Origin of the sequence: Arthrobacter pascens, assembly GCF_017052465.1 — a bacterium.
Taxonomy (GTDB): Bacteria; Actinomycetota; Actinomycetes; order Actinomycetales; family Micrococcaceae; genus Arthrobacter; species Arthrobacter pascens.
The window spans coordinates 186986-205474 of the sequence record NZ_JAFHKT010000151.1 but is presented as its reverse complement, the minus strand read 5'-3'; the positions used below and the strand labels follow the sequence as shown (position 1 = coordinate 205474).

The 18489-nt window shown below is 65.0% G+C and carries 16 protein-coding genes; 9 read left to right on the top strand and 7 right to left on the bottom strand.

Translation table 11 applies throughout. The annotated features are described in order from the left end of the window. Positions 1–165 precede the first annotated feature (165 nt). Positions 166–864, top strand: coding sequence for a hypothetical protein (locus JYA52_RS19120; protein WP_205654839.1), 699 nt, complete (start codon positions 166–168; stop codon positions 862–864). Here the strand turns inward: JYA52_RS19120 and JYA52_RS19115 are convergent. The 4 genes from JYA52_RS19115 to JYA52_RS19100 form a co-directional block, all read right to left on the bottom strand. Next, complete coding sequence (locus JYA52_RS19115) at positions 752–1960, bottom strand: fumarylacetoacetate hydrolase family protein (RefSeq protein ID WP_372433937.1); 1209 nt, start codon at positions 1958–1960, stop codon at positions 752–754. The two genes, JYA52_RS19120 and JYA52_RS19115, sit on opposite strands and share 113 nt — an antisense overlap. After that, positions 1957–3495: an aldehyde dehydrogenase (NADP(+)) gene (locus tag JYA52_RS19110; RefSeq protein ID WP_205654838.1), complete on the bottom strand. Its 1539-nt coding sequence runs from the start codon at positions 3493–3495 to the stop codon at positions 1957–1959. Before JYA52_RS19110 ends, JYA52_RS19115 begins: the two co-directional genes overlap by 4 nt. Next, on the bottom strand, positions 3492–4838 hold the full coding sequence (locus tag JYA52_RS19105) for an L-fuconate dehydratase (protein WP_205654836.1): 1347 nt from the start codon (positions 4836–4838) through the stop codon (positions 3492–3494). Before JYA52_RS19105 ends, JYA52_RS19110 begins: the two co-directional genes overlap by 4 nt. A 183-nt stretch (positions 4839–5021) precedes the next feature. Beyond that, a complete protein-coding gene (locus JYA52_RS19100; protein WP_307869454.1) occupies positions 5022–5744 on the bottom strand; it encodes a GntR family transcriptional regulator in 723 nt (240 codons plus the stop codon). A gap of 459 nt (positions 5745–6203) precedes the next feature. Here JYA52_RS19100 and JYA52_RS19095 point away from each other — a divergent pair, with 459 nt between their 5' ends. The 7 genes from JYA52_RS19095 to JYA52_RS19065 all read left to right on the top strand — a co-directional run bounded on the left by JYA52_RS19095 (position 6204) and on the right by JYA52_RS19065 (position 13912). Then, positions 6204–6878 (top strand): haloacid dehalogenase type II, encoded by a 675-nt coding sequence (locus JYA52_RS19095; protein WP_205654834.1) that lies wholly within the window; start codon positions 6204–6206, stop codon positions 6876–6878. A 48-nt stretch (positions 6879–6926) separates the two neighbouring features. Further along, the gene (locus tag JYA52_RS22575; protein WP_240460541.1) at positions 6927–7217 is read left to right on the top strand and encodes a hypothetical protein; all 291 of its coding nucleotides are present in this window, start codon (positions 6927–6929) and stop codon (positions 7215–7217) included. Positions 7218–7265: 48 nt separating this feature from the next. Further along, on the top strand, positions 7266–8405 hold the full coding sequence (locus tag JYA52_RS19085; protein WP_205654832.1) for a phosphotransferase: 1140 nt from the start codon (positions 7266–7268) through the stop codon (positions 8403–8405). Between the two features lie 29 nt (positions 8406–8434). Beyond that, positions 8435–9790: an aspartate aminotransferase family protein gene (locus tag JYA52_RS19080; protein WP_205654830.1), complete on the top strand. Its 1356-nt coding sequence runs from the start codon at positions 8435–8437 to the stop codon at positions 9788–9790. An 86-nt stretch (positions 9791–9876) separates the two neighbouring features. Then, positions 9877–10803: an ABC transporter substrate-binding protein gene (locus JYA52_RS19075; protein ID WP_205654828.1), complete on the top strand. Its 927-nt coding sequence runs from the start codon at positions 9877–9879 to the stop codon at positions 10801–10803. Positions 10804–11001: 198 nt separating this feature from the next. After that, positions 11002–12153: an ROK family protein gene (locus JYA52_RS19070; protein WP_240460540.1), complete on the top strand. Its 1152-nt coding sequence runs from the start codon at positions 11002–11004 to the stop codon at positions 12151–12153. Between the two features lie 418 nt (positions 12154–12571). Next, positions 12572–13912, top strand: a complete 1341-nt coding sequence (locus JYA52_RS19065; RefSeq protein ID WP_205654825.1) for an MFS transporter — start codon at positions 12572–12574, stop codon at positions 13910–13912. Between the two features lie 121 nt (positions 13913–14033). Here JYA52_RS19065 and JYA52_RS19060 read toward each other — a convergent pair whose 3' ends face one another. The 3 genes from JYA52_RS19060 to JYA52_RS19050 all read right to left on the bottom strand — a co-directional run bounded on the left by JYA52_RS19060 (position 14034) and on the right by JYA52_RS19050 (position 17622). Further along, complete coding sequence (locus tag JYA52_RS19060) at positions 14034–14516, bottom strand: pyridoxamine 5'-phosphate oxidase family protein (RefSeq protein WP_205654823.1); 483 nt, start codon at positions 14514–14516, stop codon at positions 14034–14036. Between the two features lie 114 nt (positions 14517–14630). Then, positions 14631–16145: an APC family permease gene (locus tag JYA52_RS19055; protein ID WP_205654821.1), complete on the bottom strand. Its 1515-nt coding sequence runs from the start codon at positions 16143–16145 to the stop codon at positions 14631–14633. A gap of 55 nt (positions 16146–16200) precedes the next feature. Next, positions 16201–17622, bottom strand: coding sequence for a flavin monoamine oxidase family protein (locus JYA52_RS19050; protein WP_205654819.1), 1422 nt, complete (start codon positions 17620–17622; stop codon positions 16201–16203). A 112-nt stretch (positions 17623–17734) separates the two neighbouring features. Here JYA52_RS19050 and JYA52_RS19045 point away from each other — a divergent pair, with 112 nt between their 5' ends. Beyond that, positions 17735–18478, top strand: coding sequence for a TetR/AcrR family transcriptional regulator (locus tag JYA52_RS19045; protein WP_372433933.1), 744 nt, complete (start codon positions 17735–17737; stop codon positions 18476–18478). Positions 18479–18489: the final 11 nt, after the last annotated feature.

Below are 18489 nucleotides of genomic sequence, written 5' to 3'. Positions count from 1 at the left end.
AGGCCGCCCGCTGCAAACCGTTTGCGCCGGCCAGTCCCCTGCCGAAAAGGGCGGCGGCAAATCCGCAGGCACCGCCGGTCGGCAGACCATTGACCGGCGGCGCCTGAACGGCTGGAATTGAAGTGGAGCCCGATTCGCCGGGCCCCGCTGCTTGGAGGTGTCGGAGTGCCCGCCGTAACCGAAGCCGTCCCCCTGGGGATGCTGCCGCTCGTCCTCTGGGGCGCCGTGCTCGTGGCCGCCGTCGCCTGCACGGCCTTCGCTGTCCGGCACCATGCAGGAAACGCCGACGGCGACCCCTCAGACCCGCTGTTCTGGGACCTTTTCTGGGGTGCAGCCGTGATCCTTCCGGCACTCCTCATCCCGGCGGTGGCCTCGCCACCGGCCGGCCTGGCGCTGGCGGCGGCCGCCTGTGTCAGCGGCGTCGCCGCATACCGGAGCGGCCCCAGGGTTTTGGGCTGGTATTCGTCCCGGCGCCGCCTGCGGGAGGAACGGCCCGCCCTGCTGGCCGCGGCCCACCTTCACGACGCTGTCCTGCAGCGCTGGCAGCGCTACGAACTGGACCCCGCGCTGGCCATTGATTTTCCGGACATGTCGGACGTGCGCCGCCCGGAAACCGCGGAGTTCGTGAAGGCGATGCGGGAGGCGGAGGTGCTGAGGACCCTGGCCGCACCCGGCTACCTGCAGGCCGTTGACCGACTCGAGGTGGCACTGCGCTGCGCTGAAGCCGCGGCGGGAGCAGCCTGCGGCGAGGCTACCGCATGGAAGGTTCCGCAGGCTGGGGCCACTGCGCTGCAAGGTACCCGAAGAGCTGCCGCAGCCCGAACGTCCATTCCGGCAGTTCCTCCGAGGCGCCCACACGGTTGACCAGGGCTCCCAGGTGGCGGCTGCGGATGGTCACCACGTCGCCGAACCTGTGCGTGAAGCCCTGCCCGGGTTCGTCCCGGTCCTGCGTCGGCGCAAACAGCGTCCCGGTGAACAAGGCAAAGCCGTCAGGATACTGGTGGTGCCTGCCGTGGGTGGCCGCCACCAGCTCCTCGAACGGCCGGCTGATCCGCGCCACGCTGTTGCGGCCTTCGAGCCGGTAGCCGTCCGGCCCGTCCACCCGCAGCAGAATCTCCTCCTCCCTCAGGGTGTCCAGGGTGAAGGAGCCGTCGAACAGCCGGATCAGCGGCCCCAGCGCACTCGAGGCATTGTTGTCCTTCGCCTTGCCCAGCAGCAGCGCGCTGCGGCCTTCCACATCGCGGAGGTTGACGTCGTTGCCGAGCGTCGCCCCCACCACCTGTCCACCTGAGGTGACGATCAGCACCAACTCGGGCTCGGGGTTGTTCCATGAGGAGAAGGCGGGAATGCCGATGCCGGCGCCGAGCCCTACCGAGGACAGCACGGGCGCCTTGGTGAACACCTCAGGGTCGGGGCCGATGCCCACCTCCAGGTACTGCGACCAGAGTCCCTCGGCGATCAGGATCCGCTTGGCCTCCGCGGCTTCCGGAGAGCCGGGACGCACCGCACCGATGCTTCCGCCGAGGGCCCTGCCCACCAGCTCGCGCATCTCCGCGGCCCTCCCGGCGTCGCCCGCGCACCGCTCCTCGATCACGCGCTCGATCATGCTGTCCACGAAGGTCACGCCGCAGGCCTTGATGACCTGCAGGTCAACCGGCGCCAGCAGGTGCGGGCGGGTGGTGTCGCCCGCCAGCGAGGCGCTGACGACGTCGGACGTCGCCCACCGGGGTTCGCTCAGGTCCGGGTCAAGCAGCGCCGTCCGGACAGTATGTGCAGCGTCCGCCAGCTCGAGCAGCTCCGAAACGGTGCCGGCCAGGCGGTGCAGGTCGAACACGGCCTCGCCGCTGACCGCCACGACCCGCGGACCCCCGCTGTCGACGTCCCAGACGCGCCCGATGAGCAGGGCCTGCCCTGCGTCCTCCGGGAGGACGGAGGCGGCCGCCTCAGACACGCCGCTCACAGCCGGCCCTCCCCACTGATGGCGTCAGACGGGCGCCGCCAGACGCCGTCGACCCTTTGCGGGACGCCCCACGGGTTGCCGTCCTGCAGCGGTTCCGGCAGCCGGGAGGCGGGAAACGTCTGGAAGGCAACCGGCCGCAGGAAGCGGCGGATGGCGGCGGTTCCCACCGAGGTGGTGGCCGACGTCGTCGCCGGGTAGGGGCCGCCGTGGTGCTGGGCGTAGCTGACGGTGACGCCCGTGGGCCAGCCGTTCCAGAGGACCCGGCCGCTGATGTCGGTGAGGCGGGCGGCGAGCCCGGCAACGTCGTCGTCCTCTTCGGCCTGCAGGGTGGTGGTCAGCTGCCCTTCCAGCAGTTCAGCCAGGGCAGCCAGCTCCGACTCGTCGCCGTATTCGACCACGAGGCTCGCCGGGCCGAACATCTCCTGCCGCAGGATGTCCGGGTTTTTCCGGACTTCCCCCGAGCTGGTGCGCAGAACGGTGGGGGCCGGAGTCTCAGTGAAGTCACCCTCGACCAGGACGTCCACGCCGTCGGTGTCCCTGAGCCGGCGGGCAGCCTCGGTGTAGCCGCCGTGCAGCCTCTCGCTGAGGAGGCGTGCAGGCGTGACGTCCGCGAGCGCGTTCGCCAGCTGCTCGCCGGCTTCCGAGGCATGCCCGGCGGGGACAAACAGCAGCCCGGGCTTGGTGCAGAACTGGCCCATCCCCAGCGTGAACGAGCCAGCGTAGCCGGCAAGGATCTCGTCGCGCCGCGCCGCCCAGGCCTTCCGGGTGACGAAAACCGCGTTGATGCCGCCCAGCTCCCCGAAGAAGGGGATGGGCTCCGGCCGCGCGGCGGCGCGGTTGAGCAGCGCGCGGCCGCCCGCCGTCGAGCCCGTGAAGCCGATGGCCTTCACCAGCGGGTGGTCCACCAGCGCTTCGCCGGCCCGTCGGCCGGTGACCAGGGCGAAAAGGCCCGACGGCGCCCCGGCAGCCTCCAACGCGGAGGTCACCGTTTCGGCGGTGCGGGCAGCGAGCCCGCGGTGGGCGTCATGTGCCTTGTGCACGACTGCGCAGCCGGCAGCCAGGGCCGATGCGCTGTCCCCGCCCATCACGCTGAACGCGAAAGGGAAATTGGAAGCGCCGAAGACGCCGACGACGCCCAGCGGTACGTTGTAACGCCGCAGGTCGGGCCGCGGGCCCATGCCCCAGTCAGGATCCGCATGGTCGATCGTGGCGTCGAAGTGCTCCCCAATCCGGATCTCAGCCGCGAAGAGCCGGAGCTGGAAGACGGTGCGCTTCAGCTCGCCTTCCAGCCGTGGCGCGCCCAGGTGCGTCTCCCGGCCGGCGATCTCCAGCAGTGCGCCGGCGTCCTGTTCCAGGCCCGCGGCAATGGCCTCAAGCCAGCCGGCGCGCTCGTCCGGATCCGCATGGCGCCCCCGTTCGAAGGCCTCCTGGGCCTGTTCGACGGCCGCGTTGAGCTGCCCGACAGTGGTGGGTTCCGCCCCCAGTGTCCCTGCGGCGGCCGCCTCCCGGACGGCGTTCCCTGTGGCCGCGGTCATCGTCCGGTCCCCGCGGAGGTCAGGGAGCCGCCGGTAACGGCGGCGCGGCTGCCGACTTCCTGCCAACCCGCGCCGCCGGGGAATTCCCAGCGGGTGCGCGAGGCACTGAACATCTCGGCACCCGTGCCGGGAAGGGCCGGTGCTGCGTAGCGCCCGTTGACGATCTTCACCGGTTCGGCGAAGTGCTCGTGCAGGTGGTCGACGTATTCGATCATGCGGCCTTCCTGGCTGCGGCTGACGGCGGCGTAATCGAAGAAGGAGAAGTGCTGCACCAGTTCGCAGAGGCCCACGCCTCCCGCATGCGGGCAGACCGGCACGCCGAACTTGGCCGCGAGCAGGAGGTTGGCGATGTTCTCGTTGACGCCGCCCACACGGGTGGAATCGAGCTGGAGGACGTCGATGGCACCGGCCTGGAGGAGTTGCTTGAAGACGATGCGGCTGGCGACGGCCTCGCCGGTGGCCACGCGTACCGGCGAAACGCCCCTGCGGATGTCGGCGTGGCCCAGGATGTCGTCGGTGCTGGTGGGCTCCTCAATCCAGTACGGGTTGAACTCCGAGAGCTGGTTGACCCATTCCACGGCTTCGGATACTTCCCAGCGCTGGTTGGCATCGATCGCGATCGGCAGGTCGCCGACGGCTTCGCGGGCCAGCGCCATGCGGCGGCGGTCGTCGTTGATGTCGCCGCCCACCTTGAGTTTGATCATCGAGAAGCCGTCGGCCGCCGCTTCCTTGCTCAGCCGGACCAGCTTCTCGTCGCTGTAGCCCAGCCAGCCCGGCGAGGTGGTGTAGGCGGGGAACCCATCCGCCTTGAGCTCGGCGATGCGGGCTGCCTTGCCCTCCTCGCCTGCCCGCAGGATCTCCAGTGCTTCCGCGGGGCTGAGCGCATCGCGGATGTGCGTGAAGTCGACCGCGGCCACGAGCTCCTCGGGGGACATCTCGCTGAGCAGGAGCCAGAGCGGCTTGTTCTCGCGGCGTGCGCGGATGTCCCACAGGGCGCTGACCAGGGCGCCGCACGCCATCTGCGTCACGCCCTTCTCCGGCCCGAGCCAGCGCAGCTGGGAGTCGTGGATCAGGCGCTTGGATGCGCCGCCCAGGTCATAGATCAGTTCGTCGATGTCCCGGCCGAGGAGCAGGCGGGCGTAGGCGTCGATCGCGGCCGTCAGGATCTCGTTGCCCCGGCCGCAGCTGAACACGAAGCCGTGGCCTTCGTCGCCCGCGTCGGTGCGGATGACGACGTAGGCGGCGGAGTAGTCGGGGTCGACGTTGACCGCGTCGGAACCGTCGAGCTCCAGGGACGTGGGGAACCGGACGTCCTGGGTCTTGATGGAAATGATGGAAGGCATGGATCTCTTCTCTCGGTGAAGTGCTGAAAGGGGGTGATTTCCTATATGAATTTCAATAATCATATAGGGATTGTGATCCAGATCAAGTCCCGCGCTCCATCCGCGGGCTCCAAGGGCTGTTTTGGGACACGAAAAAGCCCCGGCCTTGGCGGCCGGGGCTCCCCGGACTGTCGGGGGCGATGTCTATTTGATGATCCGCTTCCGCGGCGCACCCGTGTCCTCCAGCGGAGCAAGTTCCCCGGCGAAGGCCTGGGCAAACCTGTCGAAGGAATTACGGATGTGCATGGTCATGGCAGCCTCGGCCTGCTCCGGATCACACGCCTCAATGGCCTCGCGGACGGCCGAATGTTCCGCCACGGTGATGGCGCCGTCCACATCGGCCGGGTAGAGCCGGAAGGTGTGAAGGTGGCAGTGGGTCTGCGCGAAAGCATGGCGCACCACGGGGTTACCGGAGGCGGCCAGGATGGTGTCGTGAAAGCGGGTGTCGTGCGCCACGAGGTCCTGCCGCAGGTCCTTGTCCGCCTTCATGGTGTCCCGGAAGCTGGCCAGCTCCCTCTCCAGGGCAGCCGCCGGATTGGCCAGCCGGTCCACGGCCGCCGCGCGGGCGGCCCAGGGTTCCACCAGGAGGCGGAACTCAAACAGCGAGCGCAGTTCCGGCAGGCCGAGCAGCGGGGTGGTGCTGTACCCGCGGCCCGGGCTGTAGACCACAAGGTTGTCACCCTCAAGCCGCTGCAACACTTCCCGCACGGGAGTCTGGGAGACCCCGAGGCTGCGGGCCACGGCGTCGATGTTGATCCGGGTTCCTGGCGCAATTTCACCTTCCAGGATGGAGGCGCGCATGGAGGCATACACGTCGGTGACGGCAACTTTGCCGCGGGAAATGTCGGACGATTGACGCGGGGGCACGCACATACCTCTTGCTTCGGATCGGACGGATTCGCTGGGGGAATCATAAGCCACGGCGCACGACGGAGCGCGCGGCGAAGATGCTCCCATAGGCGTCAAATTGAGCATGGCTCCTTGATTTAGGGATGGGCGTGACGGGTTGAGCCGAGACCAATAGGACCCGGGCTTCATTTCCAAGGCGGTCCGGGTTGTCCCCGACGGTGACCAGGAGCTGGTTGACGACTTCGGTTCCGACTCTTGGCAGGTCACAGAGCAGGAAGTGCGGGGCCGGGGAGGCGCCATTCTTTGCGGTCCAGTAGCTTGAGCCATCCTGGGAACAAGCAAAGAAAATTGTTGACAATTGGCAGATGTGCATTTAGATTCATAGAGAATCAAAAACGGTCAGCCGTAGCACTCGCTGACAGATGGCTGACAACCCCAAGGCCCAATCTCCTAACACAACCCTTGAAGGGACTAATCATGGCTCCGACTAATCTCCGGCCGAAGTACATCTCCTTTGATATCTACGGCACGCTGATCAACTTCGACATTGACTCCACCACACGTCGCCTGCTGGATGGCCGCATCTCCGAAGAGCAGTGGCCTGCCTTCAAGAAGCAGTTCCGTGGGTACCGGTTCGACGAGGTCCTTGGCGACTACAAGCCCTACGAGCAGATCCTTCAGGATTCCTTTGACCGCGTGTGCAAGTACTGGGGCATCGGGCCGACCGAAGGCGCCGGCGCAGCGTTCGGTGACGCGGTACGTGGCTGGGTTGCCCACGAGGACGTGCCGGCTCCGCTGAAGGTCATGGGTGACAACTACAAGCTGGTGGCACTGTCCAACGCGGACACCAGCTTCCTGGATATCAGCATCCCCAAGGTCGGTGCAGACTTCCACGCCGTGTTGACCGCTGAGCAGGCCCAGGCATACAAGCCGCGCTACCAGGCGTTCGAGTACATGCTGGACACTTTGAACGCCAGGCCGGAGGACTTCCTGCACGTCGCCTCGCACACCCGGTACGACATGCATCCGATGCACGACATGGGCTTCCGGAACCTCGTTGTGCTGGACCGTGGCTATGACCCCATTACGGGGGGCTACGACTACACCACCGTGAAGTCCCTGGACGAGCTGAACAAGAACCTCGGTCTCTAAACCCGGTTCCTGAGGCGAAGCGTCTTTGAATACGAAAAGGTGATCTGAATGACCGATGGCAAACTCGCCGTTGTCGGCCTGGGTAGCATCGGAAGCATGGCGTTGTGGCAGGCATCGCACCTGCCCGACTCCGTCACCGGATTCGAAGCCGAAACCACCACAGACGGCCACCCCCTCCTCGGCCGGCTCAAAGAAGGCAGCAGGATCTACACCGCAACCGGATTCTCCGGCGCAGGCTTCAAAAACGCCACCGGATTCGGCGAAATCGCCGCCCCCGAAGCTCTCGGCAAACGATCCTTCGAGGGCCTGGAATTCGCCCGGCCCCAACGCTTCAACTAACCACAGCCAGGTCTCCTGACTTCTCCTTCAATTATTGAAAAGGGTGAGATGAGTCCCTCCTTTGACCCCACAACAATCCACACCGGCCAGGCCCACGGTATCGGTGCCACGGACCCCGCCCAGGTACCCTTGGCCGTCAGTAGCTACTCGGCTTTTATCGACGCCGTCGCATCAGAGAGTGGTCTCCTGGCAGAGCAGTCTCAGCTCGCTGACTCAACTGTCCTGGAGCTCCTGGAACAGTCCTACGGCCTGAAAGGGACGCTTGTCCGGATTCCCACCGAGAAGGACGAGACTTTTCGCCTCCGGGACGGAGAAGAAACCTATCTGGTGAAGGTGTCCCCACCGGATGAGGATCCGGTGATCGTCCACCTTCAGACGGCCTGCATGGAGCATCTGGAGCGGACCGCCCCTGAACTTCCGGTCCAGCGTCTTGTCGGGAGCCTTGGCGGAGATCCGCAGGTCCTCATCCCGGCCCCTGGTGGACCCTTTGATCGGGTACTTCGGGTGATGCGCTTCATGCCTGGAGATTTGCTGGCCACTCACGAGGCGTCGGCCGGTCAGCTTCAGTTGGTCGGCTCAAGCCTTGCCCGTCTGGACCTTGCTTTGCAGGACTTCGATCATCCCCGTGCCGACCGTTTGCTCCTGTGGGACCTGAAGCACTTTCACCGGATGCGGCCGCTTCTGGACTATGTCGATGATGAGCAAAAACGCTCGCTGGCCGAAGACATTTTCGACCAATTCGACCAGAAAGTGGCTCCGCTTCTTGACACGCTTACCTCCCAAGTTGTCCACGGAGATTTCAGCCCGTTCAATGTCGTTGTCAACCCGGACAGGCCGGACTACGTCACCGGGATCATCGACTTCGGAGACGTCGTTCGGACTCCCGTGATCTTCGACCTCAGCGTCACCATGGCCAACCTTCTAGGAGCAGTCCCGGCCAGCCCCTGGGAGCGCGCACTTCAGGTCATGGAGGGCTATCGGAGTATCCGTCCACTGCCGAACCAGGAGTTGGAGGCTCTGATCATCTCAGCGCAGGCCCGTCTGCTCCTGCGGGCCCTGATCACGCAGTGGCGGGCAAGCCAGTTGCCGCAAAGGCGCGATTATCTGCTCTCCCACTCCAAGCCTGACTGGGACCGGCTCGCCTCCACAGCCGCCGCCCCTGCACCAAGACTTCCTTTCACATCCTGAACCAGACTCACAGCTTTCAAGGACAAACCATGGACACTTCCCAAATCCGCAAGCCATCGCGTGCAATGATCAATGGCTTTGATCCCAACCGCCTCAATGAACTCCCGGACCAGATGCAGAAGAACATCCGGCGCCGGAACCAGAGCCTCGGACCCGGCTACCGGCTCTTCTATGACACACCCCTGGAAATTGTCCGCGGCAAGGGCGTGACGTTGTTTGACCGCGATGGAAATGACTATCTCGACGTTTACAACAACGTCCCCTCTGTCGGGCACGCCCACCCGAAGGTCATCGCCGCCGTCCACGAACAGATGCAGACGCTGAACACCAACACCCGTTACGTCCAGGAATCCATCCTCGATTACTCCGAGCAGCTCCTTTCCACGTTCCCAGCCGAGCTGGGCCACGTCATGTTCACCTGCACCGGGTCCGAAGCCAACGACCTCGCCATGCGCGTGGCCAAATACGCCACCGGAAACCAGGGCATCATCGTCACCTCCGGCGCGTACCACGGACTAACAACCGAAGTAGCGTCCTTCTCACCGTCCCTGGGCATCGGCGTGCCCCTGGGCGCGAACGTGCGGGTCATCGACGCCCCGGACTCCCTGCGATATCCATTGGATCAAGGGTCCCTGGAGGATCACCTGCGGAACCAGGTGCGTGCCGCCATCGCCGACCTTCACCGGCACGGCATCGGAGTGGCGGCCTTCATCGCCGACAGCATCTTCTCCTCCGACGGTGTCTTCGCCGGCCCTCCAGGCTTCCTGCGTCCCATCGTTGAGGAAATCCATGCTGTGGGCGGCCTGTACATCGCCGATGAAGTCCAGCCGGGCTTCGGCCGCACCGGTGAGGAATGGTGGGGCTTCCAACGCCACGGAATCGTCCCGGACATCGTGACCATCGGCAAACCCATGGGTAACGGCATCCCCGTCGCGGCAGCAATCTTCAAACCCGAACTGCTCGTGGAATTCGGAGAGAACATCCGATACTTCAACACCTTCGGCGGAAACTCAGTAGCCATCGCCGCTGCCCAGGCCGTCCTGGACGTGATCCGCGAGGAATCGCTCATAGAAAACGCCCTCAAGGTCGGAGGAAAGATCATCACTGGACTCAGGGACCTCACTCAGGGTCTGGACCAGGTTGCAGAAGTCCGCGGGAGCGGCTTCTTTATCGGTGTCGACCTCGTCACGGACCAATCCACGCTCTCACCCGACGGGGAAGCCGCCGCTGGCATCGTGAATGCCCTCCGGCAGGACCGGATCCTCATCTCGGCATGCGGCGCCCAGGGCAATGTCCTGAAACTCCGCCCCCCAATGCCGTTCTCCGGCGATGATGCCGATCGCCTGCTCGAAGCAATGGGCCGTGCCTTCAAGGCACTGCGCTAGGCCCGAATGGGCCCGGGGGAATCCTGTTAAACAAGCTCACTCATTCTGCGGATGACACCCGCTGAAACGATTTGAAGGATTGCACTATGAAGACCAGAAGCAAAATCCAGACGGCGACTGCGGGACTTGCTGTCCTGCTTGCCCTCACCGCCTGTGGCGGTACGGCAGCAGGCACTCAGGCGGCGGACATTCCGAAGACGCAGAACACCCGTGACATCTCAGAAAGCGTCCAACCGGATGCCGACGCGGTGGCGCTGCTGCCCGAGTCCTATAAAGCCAAGGGTGAGCTGACGGTTGCGATGGATCTGAGTTCCCCGCCGATGACGTTCCTGGCCGAGGACAACACCACCCCCATCGGCGTGAACCCGGACCTCGCCCGCCTGGTAGCCAAGAAGCTGGGGCTGAAGCTGAAGTTCGAGAACACGGCGTTCGACACGATCATTCCCGGCATCGACGGCGGCCGCTACGACTTCACCGCCACCACGATGTCCGCCACCGAGGAGCGGCTCAAGGTCCTGGACATGATCAACTACCTCAAGGGCGGCTCGGCCGTGGCGGTAGCCAAGGGCAACCCGCTCAAGCTGACCAACGACACCCTCTGCGGCAAGAACATTGGCGTGACCAAGGGCTCCACCCAGCAGCTGAAGCACCTGCCGAACGTTTCGAAGTGGACCTGTGAGGAAAAGGGCCAGCCGGCCATCAACGCCATCACGCTGCCCAACGTCCAGGAGGCCCTGACGCAGCTGGACTCCAAGCGGATCGACGGCGTCTTCTACGACGCCAGCGCCCTGGCCTGGGCCAACGAACAGCAGCCCAACCACTTCACCATCCTGCAGCCGAGGATGGATACCCGCACGAACACCAACGTCGCCATGGGCCTGAAGAAAGGATCACCGCTGACACCGGCCCTGCAGAAGGCCATCCAGTCCGTTCTGGAAACCCCGGAATACAAGAAGTCCCTGGAGTACTGGGGCCTGGGCGAATCAGCCATCACCGAGGCCACGATCCGCTAGGACCAGTGGGCGCGCCGACGCCCCAATTGACCCGTACGCCCCGGCAGTTTGTTGCCCTGCCGGGGCGTACGGGCCGTTGGCCGGAACCAGCGATGGCCGACGAACGCGCAACGAAAGAAAACCATTAACCCCATCAACGACTACCGGGACAGCCCCTCACGTCCCGGTTTAGGTCGGAACTCTCAATAAGGTTGTGCTATGAGCAGCATCCCCACGGCACGTGACTACACTAAGGCTTCTGTCCTTGATGCGGTCCTTTCAGAGGCGCCCTTGACGCGCACCAGGCTGATCGAATTGACACGTTTGAGTCAGGCGACGGTGTCCCGGAAGGTGGATGAGCTTCTTTTTGACGGTTTCCTCGTTGAGCAGGGAGTCGATGCCGTTGTGCGCCGTGGCCGGCCCTCCACCTATCTGGATGTCCCCGGCACGGCAGGACACATTGTCGGTATCTCTTTCGGGACGCGAACCACGTGCGTCCTCGTAACTGACCTGAGAGGTCGCGAGATTAGGCACATCATTGTTCCCAGCCTCGAGGGGGGCGATGTTGGAACCACTGCCGAGTGGCTGGTGGACTTGATTGTGGAGACCAGTGATTCCGCAGAGGGACCATTGCGCCAAATCGTCGCCGCGTTGCCCGGCCGTGTCCCGAATGGCACCAACTGGTCCGGGAAACCAGAATCAAGGAAGATTTTCCTGGCTTCACGTCTCCAGAGTGCCCTTGAAGAACGGTTGAAGGCTCCCGTGACTGTTGAGAGCGATGCCAACGCATCCTTACGAGGGATCCTGAAGGATGATGCGAGAATAGGAAATGCTGCTTTGTTCATGCTCAGTACGGTGCTGAGCTTCGCTGGTTGTACTGATCATGAGATCGCCAAAGGGCGGAGCCCTGCCTTCGGTGATCTGGGTGGTGTTCTCTTCTCCGGCGTTGGCAACGAGACCCTCGACGGACTGTTGAGCACAACGGGCCTCCTCCAATTCGCCCAGGGACGGGGACTGGACCTGGAAGGCATTGAAGCCCTGTGGTCACAGCCGCAGGAAATGGCGTCCCGCGCGGAAGTGGTGGAGGCATTTACGACGGCGATCGTGACCGCAGTCGGTGCCGTTGCCGTTACGCTGGACCCGGAGTCCGTCTATTTTGTGGGTCGCCTGAGTCCGCTCGTGGACGAAGTCCTTCCCGAGGCGCGCAGGCGACTGGCACAAAGCCTTCCCACCGTCCCGGAGATCAGGGTCGTGCCCCAAGTGATCGGACTATCGGTGGCCCGGGGAGCGGCGCAGGCCGGACTGGCCCTGGCTCAATCCCGGCTCCGTGAATCGATGCTCGAGGCCCGCAGCGAGGGCCAAAGCCTGTAGCAGGTGGCATCTGTCCTTCAGCCGGCGCGCGGCCCGGTTCGGGCGGTTGACCTCCAGCACCTTCATCCCTGCGCCGCTCAGGATCCTGGCGAGTTCCGTCCCATAGGAGCCTGTTCCCTCGACACCGACGGCTGTGACTCATGTCCGCCTGGCTCGACACCCCTTTGACGGACCTTGAGCCGGCGGACAGATCGTCCGCAAGACAGTGCCGCCAGGCACGTCAGTTTCTTGCTGGGCCACCCCGGCTCAAGACCTTTTCCCGTATTACCGCCTTTTTTGGAGCAGGACTTGATCCGCATCACATTATCTATATGATTAACAAGATTCCTATATGATTTTGGCGCCGACACCCTCGGCGTCTTCCCTCCCCGCCGGTGCCCCAGGCACCCGAAGCCATGTTCACGTCGAAGGAGACCGCATGACTGCGCTCGGAAGCAAGACCGCCACCAAGTCATCCCCCACACCACCGCGCCTGATGACCCGGAAACGCTGGGTCATCATCTGGCTCGCCTTCATCGGGCTCAGCATCAACTACCTTGACCGTTCAAGCCTGAGCGTCGCCCTGCCGTTCATGGGCAAGGACTTCGAGCTCACCGCCACGCAGCAGGGACTCATCTTTGCCGCCTTCTTCTGGGCCTACGATTTCTGCCAGCTCGCCGCAGGCTGGTACGTGGACAAGGTGGGACCGCGACGGTCATTCTCGCTGGCCGCTGTATGGTGGTCCGCCTTCACCATGGTGACCGCCGCCGCGACGAACTTCTGGTCGCTCTTCGCCGCACGGTTCCTTCTCGGCGTCGGTGAAAGCCCCGCCCCCAGCACCGCTGCCAAGGTGGTTGCCACCTGGTTCCCGGTCCGGGAACGGGCCTTCGCCACCAGCATCTGGGACTCCGGCTCGCGGGTCGGCGCCGTCATCGCGCTGCCCATCGTCACCCTGATCGTTGCCCTCACGTCCTGGCACGCGGTCTTCATCATCATCGGCATTGCCGGCATCATCTGGGCCGCGGTCTGGTGGAAGGTATACCGCAGCCCGCAGGAGCACCCGGGGGCCAATGCCGCCGAGGTGGCCTACATCGAGGAAGGCGGCGCCCGCGGCGAGGGAAGCGACGATGCAAACGCAGCAAAGCTGCCGTGGCGTGCACTCTTCAAATACCGCACCATCCTTAGCATGATGTTTGGCTTCTTCTGCCTGAACAGCGCCATCTACTTCTTCATCACCTTCTTCCCGAGCTACCTCGTCAAGGAACGCGGCTTCGACCTCCTCAAGCTCGGTATGTTCGGGGCGATCCCCGGCATCTGCGCCGTGCTGTGCGGCTGGCTCGGCGGCTACCTGGCCGACCGCGCAGTCCGGGCAGGAGTATCCGTTACCAAGGTCCGCAAGACCGCCATTGCCGGCGGGCTGATCGGCGGTTCGGTCATCATGTTCGCCGCGCTGGTTCCCGAAGCATGGATGGCCCTCGCGCTGCTGTCTGTGGCGTACTCGAGCCTCACCGTTGCCGCCACCGGCATCTGGTCGCTGCCGGCCGACGTCGCACCCAGCTCCCGGCACGTGGGCTCCATTGGCGGCCTGCAGAACTTCGCCTCCAACCTGGCCGGCATTTTCACGCCGGTCCTGATCGGCGTGCTGGTGGACCAGACCGGTTCGTTCGTGGCGCCGCTGGCCGTCATCGGCGCCGTGTCCCTGATCGGCGCCGCCAACTACCTGTTCGTCCTGGGCAAGGTGGAACCCCTGAAGGTGAAGGAGCCGGTGCCGGCGGCCTGACGCGGCAACCCCTCAACAGGGCCTTAGGAGTCAACAGGGCTTGAGGAAGCAGCACAACGAAGCGAAGGCCGCCATCCGGACATCCGGATGGCGGCCTTCGCACGCCTGGTGTGGTTGTTCTTTACAGCTCCACCGTGCCGCTTTCGCCGACGCTCATGCGGCTGTGGGTGACCTTGGACTTGACCCACTGCAGCACGGTGGCGGCAGTGCCGCCGGGGCTGGTCCAGTATTCCGCGGAGTCTGAGTCGACGCGCAGCAGGACCACCTCGGGGGTGTCGGGCCCGTCCGGGAACCACGCCTCCACGGCCTGGTTCCACAGTTCGCGGATCTTCGCCCGATCCCGGACCACTTCCGCGGTTCCGGCGACGGACACCCATTCCGTACGCTTGCCGAAGGACACGTTGACCCGTGGGTCCGCGCCGATGTGCGCCACCTGGGAGGTTCCCTCCCCGGTGAAGAACCACATGTCGCCGTCGTCCTTCACATCCTGGACGGCCAGCGGCCGGCTGACCAGCGCGCCTTTTTCGTTGATGGTGGTGAACATCCCGATGTGGGAATCGTTGATGATGTCCGTGACTTTGCTGATGTTGGCGGTTTCCGGCATGCTGTCACCTCGTTCTGTTCAGGACGCTCTGTTCAGGTCACTCTGTTCGGTGCGGGAAATCTTCCCCTCGGACCACCCTATTGATAAGCGTGCTTACTTTCCAGCCCCCGGGCGCTACAGGCCGCGGGCCAGTACCTGCCCCTTGAAGAACTCGGGCCGGATCCTGGCCATCACCAGCATGGCCACGACGCCGAGCAGGATCACGCCCATGCCCAGCACAAACACCATGCCAACTCCTCCCACGGACGATCCCGAGCCGTACTCCGGATCCATGGAGTCGTAGGCCGTCTTGAAGAACATGACCAGCAGGATGACCCCGCCGAGCAGCGGTGCCAGGAACTTGAAAAAGAAGGCCCTGGCGTTGCTGAAGGCCACTGCCCGGAAAAACCAGACGCAGGCCAGCGCCGTGATGCCGTAATAGAAGCAGATCATCATGCCCAGCGCCGTGATGGTGTCCCAGAGGGCGTTCTCCGACGTGGTCCGGGTGATGACGTAGAACCCGGCGGCGGCAGCAGCAGCTGCAACCGTGGCGTAGCTCGGAGATTTGAACGCCGGGCTGACCCTGCCGAACCTCACTGGCAGGGCCTTGTAATGCCCCATCGCCAGCAGCGTGCGGGCCGGTGAGACAAACGTGGACTGCAGGGACGCGGCCGAGCTGCTGAGGATGGCCAGCGACATCAGGATGGCGAACGGACCCATCACCGGTCCCGCCAGGACGGCGAAGATGCTGGACTGGTTCTCAGGATTCCCGGCGCCCAGTCCGGTCTCGCCCACGCCGGCGAAGGACAGGGTTGCCAGTGCGACCAGCATGTAGATGGCCATGATCACGACGACGGTCACGGTTGCGGCGCGGCCCGGCGTCTTCTCCGGATTTCTGGTTTCCTCGTTCATCGTCAGGGTCACGTCCCAGCCCCAGTAGATGAAGATCGAGAGCGAGACTCCGGCCGCGAACGAGGAGAACGAGTCCACGGCGAACGGGTTGAACCAGTCGGGCGAGATGGCTGTGGCATCGAACGCTGAGCCATTTGCCACATGGACGAACGCGGACACGGCGAACCAGCCCAGCACGAGCAACTGGAAGCCCACCAGGACATACTGGACGCCCTTGGTGGTTTCCATGCCCCGGTAGGAGATCCAGCAGGCGGCGGCGATGAACACCAGGGTGGTGGCGATGTTCAGCGGCAGATTCTTTGACAGCTCAGCAAGCCCAGGATTACCGAGCAGCTGCGCGAGCATGAGGTAGAAGAAGTCGACGGCAACCGCCGCCAGGTTGGACAGAACGATGATCGTGGCGGCGATCAAACCCCAGCCGCCCATCCACCCGATCCACGGGCCGAAGGCGCGCGTCGCCCACGTGAAGGAGGTTCCGGCGTCGGGCATGGCGTTGTTGAGTTCGCGGTACCCGAGCGCCACGAGCAGCATGGGGACGAACCCCACCAGGAAAATGGCCGGCAGGTGCACGCCGACCTCGGACACGGTGGGCCCGAGTGCCGCCGTCAGCGTGTACGCCGGCGCGATGCACGAAACGCCGATCACCACCGCCCCGAGCAGCCCCACGGACCCGGCCTTCAGGCCCTTTTCACTGAGTTTCTTGTGCGGATCCTGGGCGACTGCGGCCTTGGTGCTCATGGGATTGCCTCTCCGGATGGTTCATTCGCCATTGAATGGGATGGGGGCGGCCGCGTCAGCCGACGGCGGCAGTAGCGGGGGCCAGCGCACGGTCGCCAGCTGCTGAGGTGCCGGCCGCTGAGGTGATGCGGGCAGCGGTGGCCTGCCCCATGCGGACCGCGCCGTCCACGTGCTGGTAGCCCTCGGCGGCGAGGTCGGAGGAGCACCAGTAGATGGGTCCCACCGGCGCGTGCTGGTCCTTGCCGTAGCGGTGCAGGCCGCCGAGGTCGTAGCTCGACGCGTATGCGCCGCGGGTCCACTCCTCTGAGCCCCAGTCGGATTCGTAGTAGACCTCCGGTTCCAGCGCCTTGTCCCCCAGGAAGCCCGCGATGGACTCCAGGATGGCCCGCTTGCGTGCCTCTGCATCCAGCTCGAAGACGGCGTCGGCCTTTTCGTCCGAGACGAAGCCCACCAGCGTGCCCCGGGAGTCGCCGAAATTGGTGTTGTCATAGACCTCCTGGACCAGGGAGCCGGCGCCGAAGCCCGTCCCCGACAGCCCGTCCTCGCGCCAGAACGGCGTGCTGTACACGGCGTGCACCTTGATGACCAGGCCCAGGGACTGGTGCTGGTGCATCTGGTGCTGGCGGCGCGGCAGCGGCGGGCTGAAGGAGACCCGGGAGTAGAGGTTGGGCGGCACGGCCATGATCACGAAGCGGGCATTGACGGTGGCGCGCTCTGACACCGCCGTGACGCGGTAGCCATCGCCGCCGTCGGCCTCCCAGCGGATGGTGCGCACCGGGCTGTTGAGGATCACGTCCTCCCCCAGCTCCGCCGCCTGCAGCAGGGAGACCTGCTGCATCCCGCCAATAACCCGCTTGTCCAGGATGAAGTCCTCGTCGGTCAGGTGGGTGAAGGATCCGGCGGAGGCGGCCATCAGCACAGCCTGCAGCGCGGAGAAGGCGTGGGCGGGCTTGGTGAGCATGCCGCCTGCGATGAACAGGCCGATGTTGTTGCAGGCTTCCTCGTCGCTTGAGTGCCGGCGGAGCCAGTGGTGGAACGAAATGGTGTCCAGCTCCCGCGCCTTGGGGCGAGCCCAGGGCTCGGTGGGGCCGACTTCGGCAGCGAGCGTGTCCAGCAGGCCGATGAGCTTGTCCATTTCCGCGGCGGTTTCCGCGCTGGCGGGGAAGGAGTCGCCCGTGTAGCGGACGGGTGTGCCGTCGGCGCCGATATAGACGGATTCGCCCTCCCGGTAGCGGGAGTAGGTTTCCAGGCCCAGCTCGTCCAGGAGTGCCAGCAGAGCGGTCTGGTCCGGGGAGACCCACTGTCCGCCGATTTCCAGGGTGGCGCCGTCCACGGTGTCGGTCCAGGTTCGGCCGCCCACGCGGTCGCGGGCCTCGAGCACGGCGACCGTGAGGCCTGCTTTCGTCAGTTCACGGGCCGCCGTAAGCCCGGAGGGGCCTGCGCCCACGATCACGACGTCGCGGTCAAGATTCAGCATGATGTCCTTTCTCTGTGGCCGCGGGTGATGCATGCCACTAAATGAATGCTATTCATTTATGAGAAACTATAGCCGGTCCGTCCCCGGACGGGAAGGGGCTGATGGAATACTGATGAAGACACCGCCTGCAGAAAGGCCAGCCATGCCGGCACCACCCGCCCCGGGAAGCACCGCCACGGGAGAGACTGCCGTGGAAGACCTTGCCCGGCGTCGCGCCGGCCGGCCAGTCGGCGGGGTACTCGACAAGTCCCGCATCACCCGCGCCGCGCTCGAACTCGTCGAAAAAAAGGGCTATGACGGCCTCACTATGGCCGCGCTGGCCCGCGCACTGAACGTCGCGCCGTCGGCCCTTTATAACCATGTGAAATCCAAACGCGACGTGCTGGTCCTGGTCGAGGACCACCTCGCAGCGCTGGTGGACTTGTCAGCTTTCGACGCCGAGCCGTGGGAGGAGGCCGTGCGGAAGTGGGCGTGGAGCTACCGCGACGTGTTCTCCCGGCACACTCCGCTGATCCCGGTCATCGCCGTACTGCCCGTAACGGACGCCCCGCAGACCCTGGCGATGTACGAGACAGTGAGCGCGGGGTTCCGCGACGCCGGCTTCCCCGAAGAGCGGATCGTCTCCTCCATCGTGGCCCTGGAATCGTTCATTTTCGGTTCGGCCTACGACGTCACTGCACCGGCGGACATCTTCGACCCCGGATCCATGGCCGAGGCGACGCCAAGCTTCACCGCTGCCGTGCGGAGCCTGGCCGAGCAGGGCCATGAGCGGCCCGCCGACGTGGCATTCACCCTGGGTCTCGAGGCTCTGATCACCGGGCTCGGCACGCTGCGGAACCAGGTCCACCAGCACTAATTCCCTTGGAG

What these genes read in the sequence shown, in the direction of transcription:
- JYA52_RS19110 (WP_205654838.1), bottom strand. Translation starts at nt 3,495, where the DNA reads ATGACCGCGGCCACAGGGAACGCCGTCCGGGAGGCGGCCGCCGCAGGG.
- JYA52_RS19105 (WP_205654836.1), bottom strand. Translation starts at nt 4,838, where the DNA reads ATGCCTTCCATCATTTCCATCAAGACCCAGGACGTCCGGTTCCCCACG.
- JYA52_RS19095 (WP_205654834.1), top strand. Translation starts at nt 6,204, where the DNA reads ATGGCTCCGACTAATCTCCGGCCGAAGTACATCTCCTTTGATATCTAC.
- JYA52_RS22575 (WP_240460541.1), top strand. Translation starts at nt 6,927, where the DNA reads ATGACCGATGGCAAACTCGCCGTTGTCGGCCTGGGTAGCATCGGAAGC.
- JYA52_RS19085 (WP_205654832.1), top strand. Translation starts at nt 7,266, where the DNA reads ATGAGTCCCTCCTTTGACCCCACAACAATCCACACCGGCCAGGCCCAC.
- JYA52_RS19080 (WP_205654830.1), top strand. Translation starts at nt 8,435, where the DNA reads ATGGACACTTCCCAAATCCGCAAGCCATCGCGTGCAATGATCAATGGC.
- JYA52_RS19075 (WP_205654828.1), top strand. Translation starts at nt 9,877, where the DNA reads ATGAAGACCAGAAGCAAAATCCAGACGGCGACTGCGGGACTTGCTGTC.
- JYA52_RS19070 (WP_240460540.1), top strand. Translation starts at nt 11,002, where the DNA reads ATGAGCAGCATCCCCACGGCACGTGACTACACTAAGGCTTCTGTCCTT.
- JYA52_RS19065 (WP_205654825.1), top strand. Translation starts at nt 12,572, where the DNA reads ATGACTGCGCTCGGAAGCAAGACCGCCACCAAGTCATCCCCCACACCA.
- JYA52_RS19060 (WP_205654823.1), bottom strand. Translation starts at nt 14,516, where the DNA reads ATGCCGGAAACCGCCAACATCAGCAAAGTCACGGACATCATCAACGAT.
- JYA52_RS19055 (WP_205654821.1), bottom strand. Translation starts at nt 16,145, where the DNA reads ATGAGCACCAAGGCCGCAGTCGCCCAGGATCCGCACAAGAAACTCAGT.
- JYA52_RS19050 (WP_205654819.1), bottom strand. Translation starts at nt 17,622, where the DNA reads ATGCTGAATCTTGACCGCGACGTCGTGATCGTGGGCGCAGGCCCCTCC.
- JYA52_RS19045 (WP_372433933.1), top strand. Translation starts at nt 17,735, where the DNA reads ATGAAGACACCGCCTGCAGAAAGGCCAGCCATGCCGGCACCACCCGCC.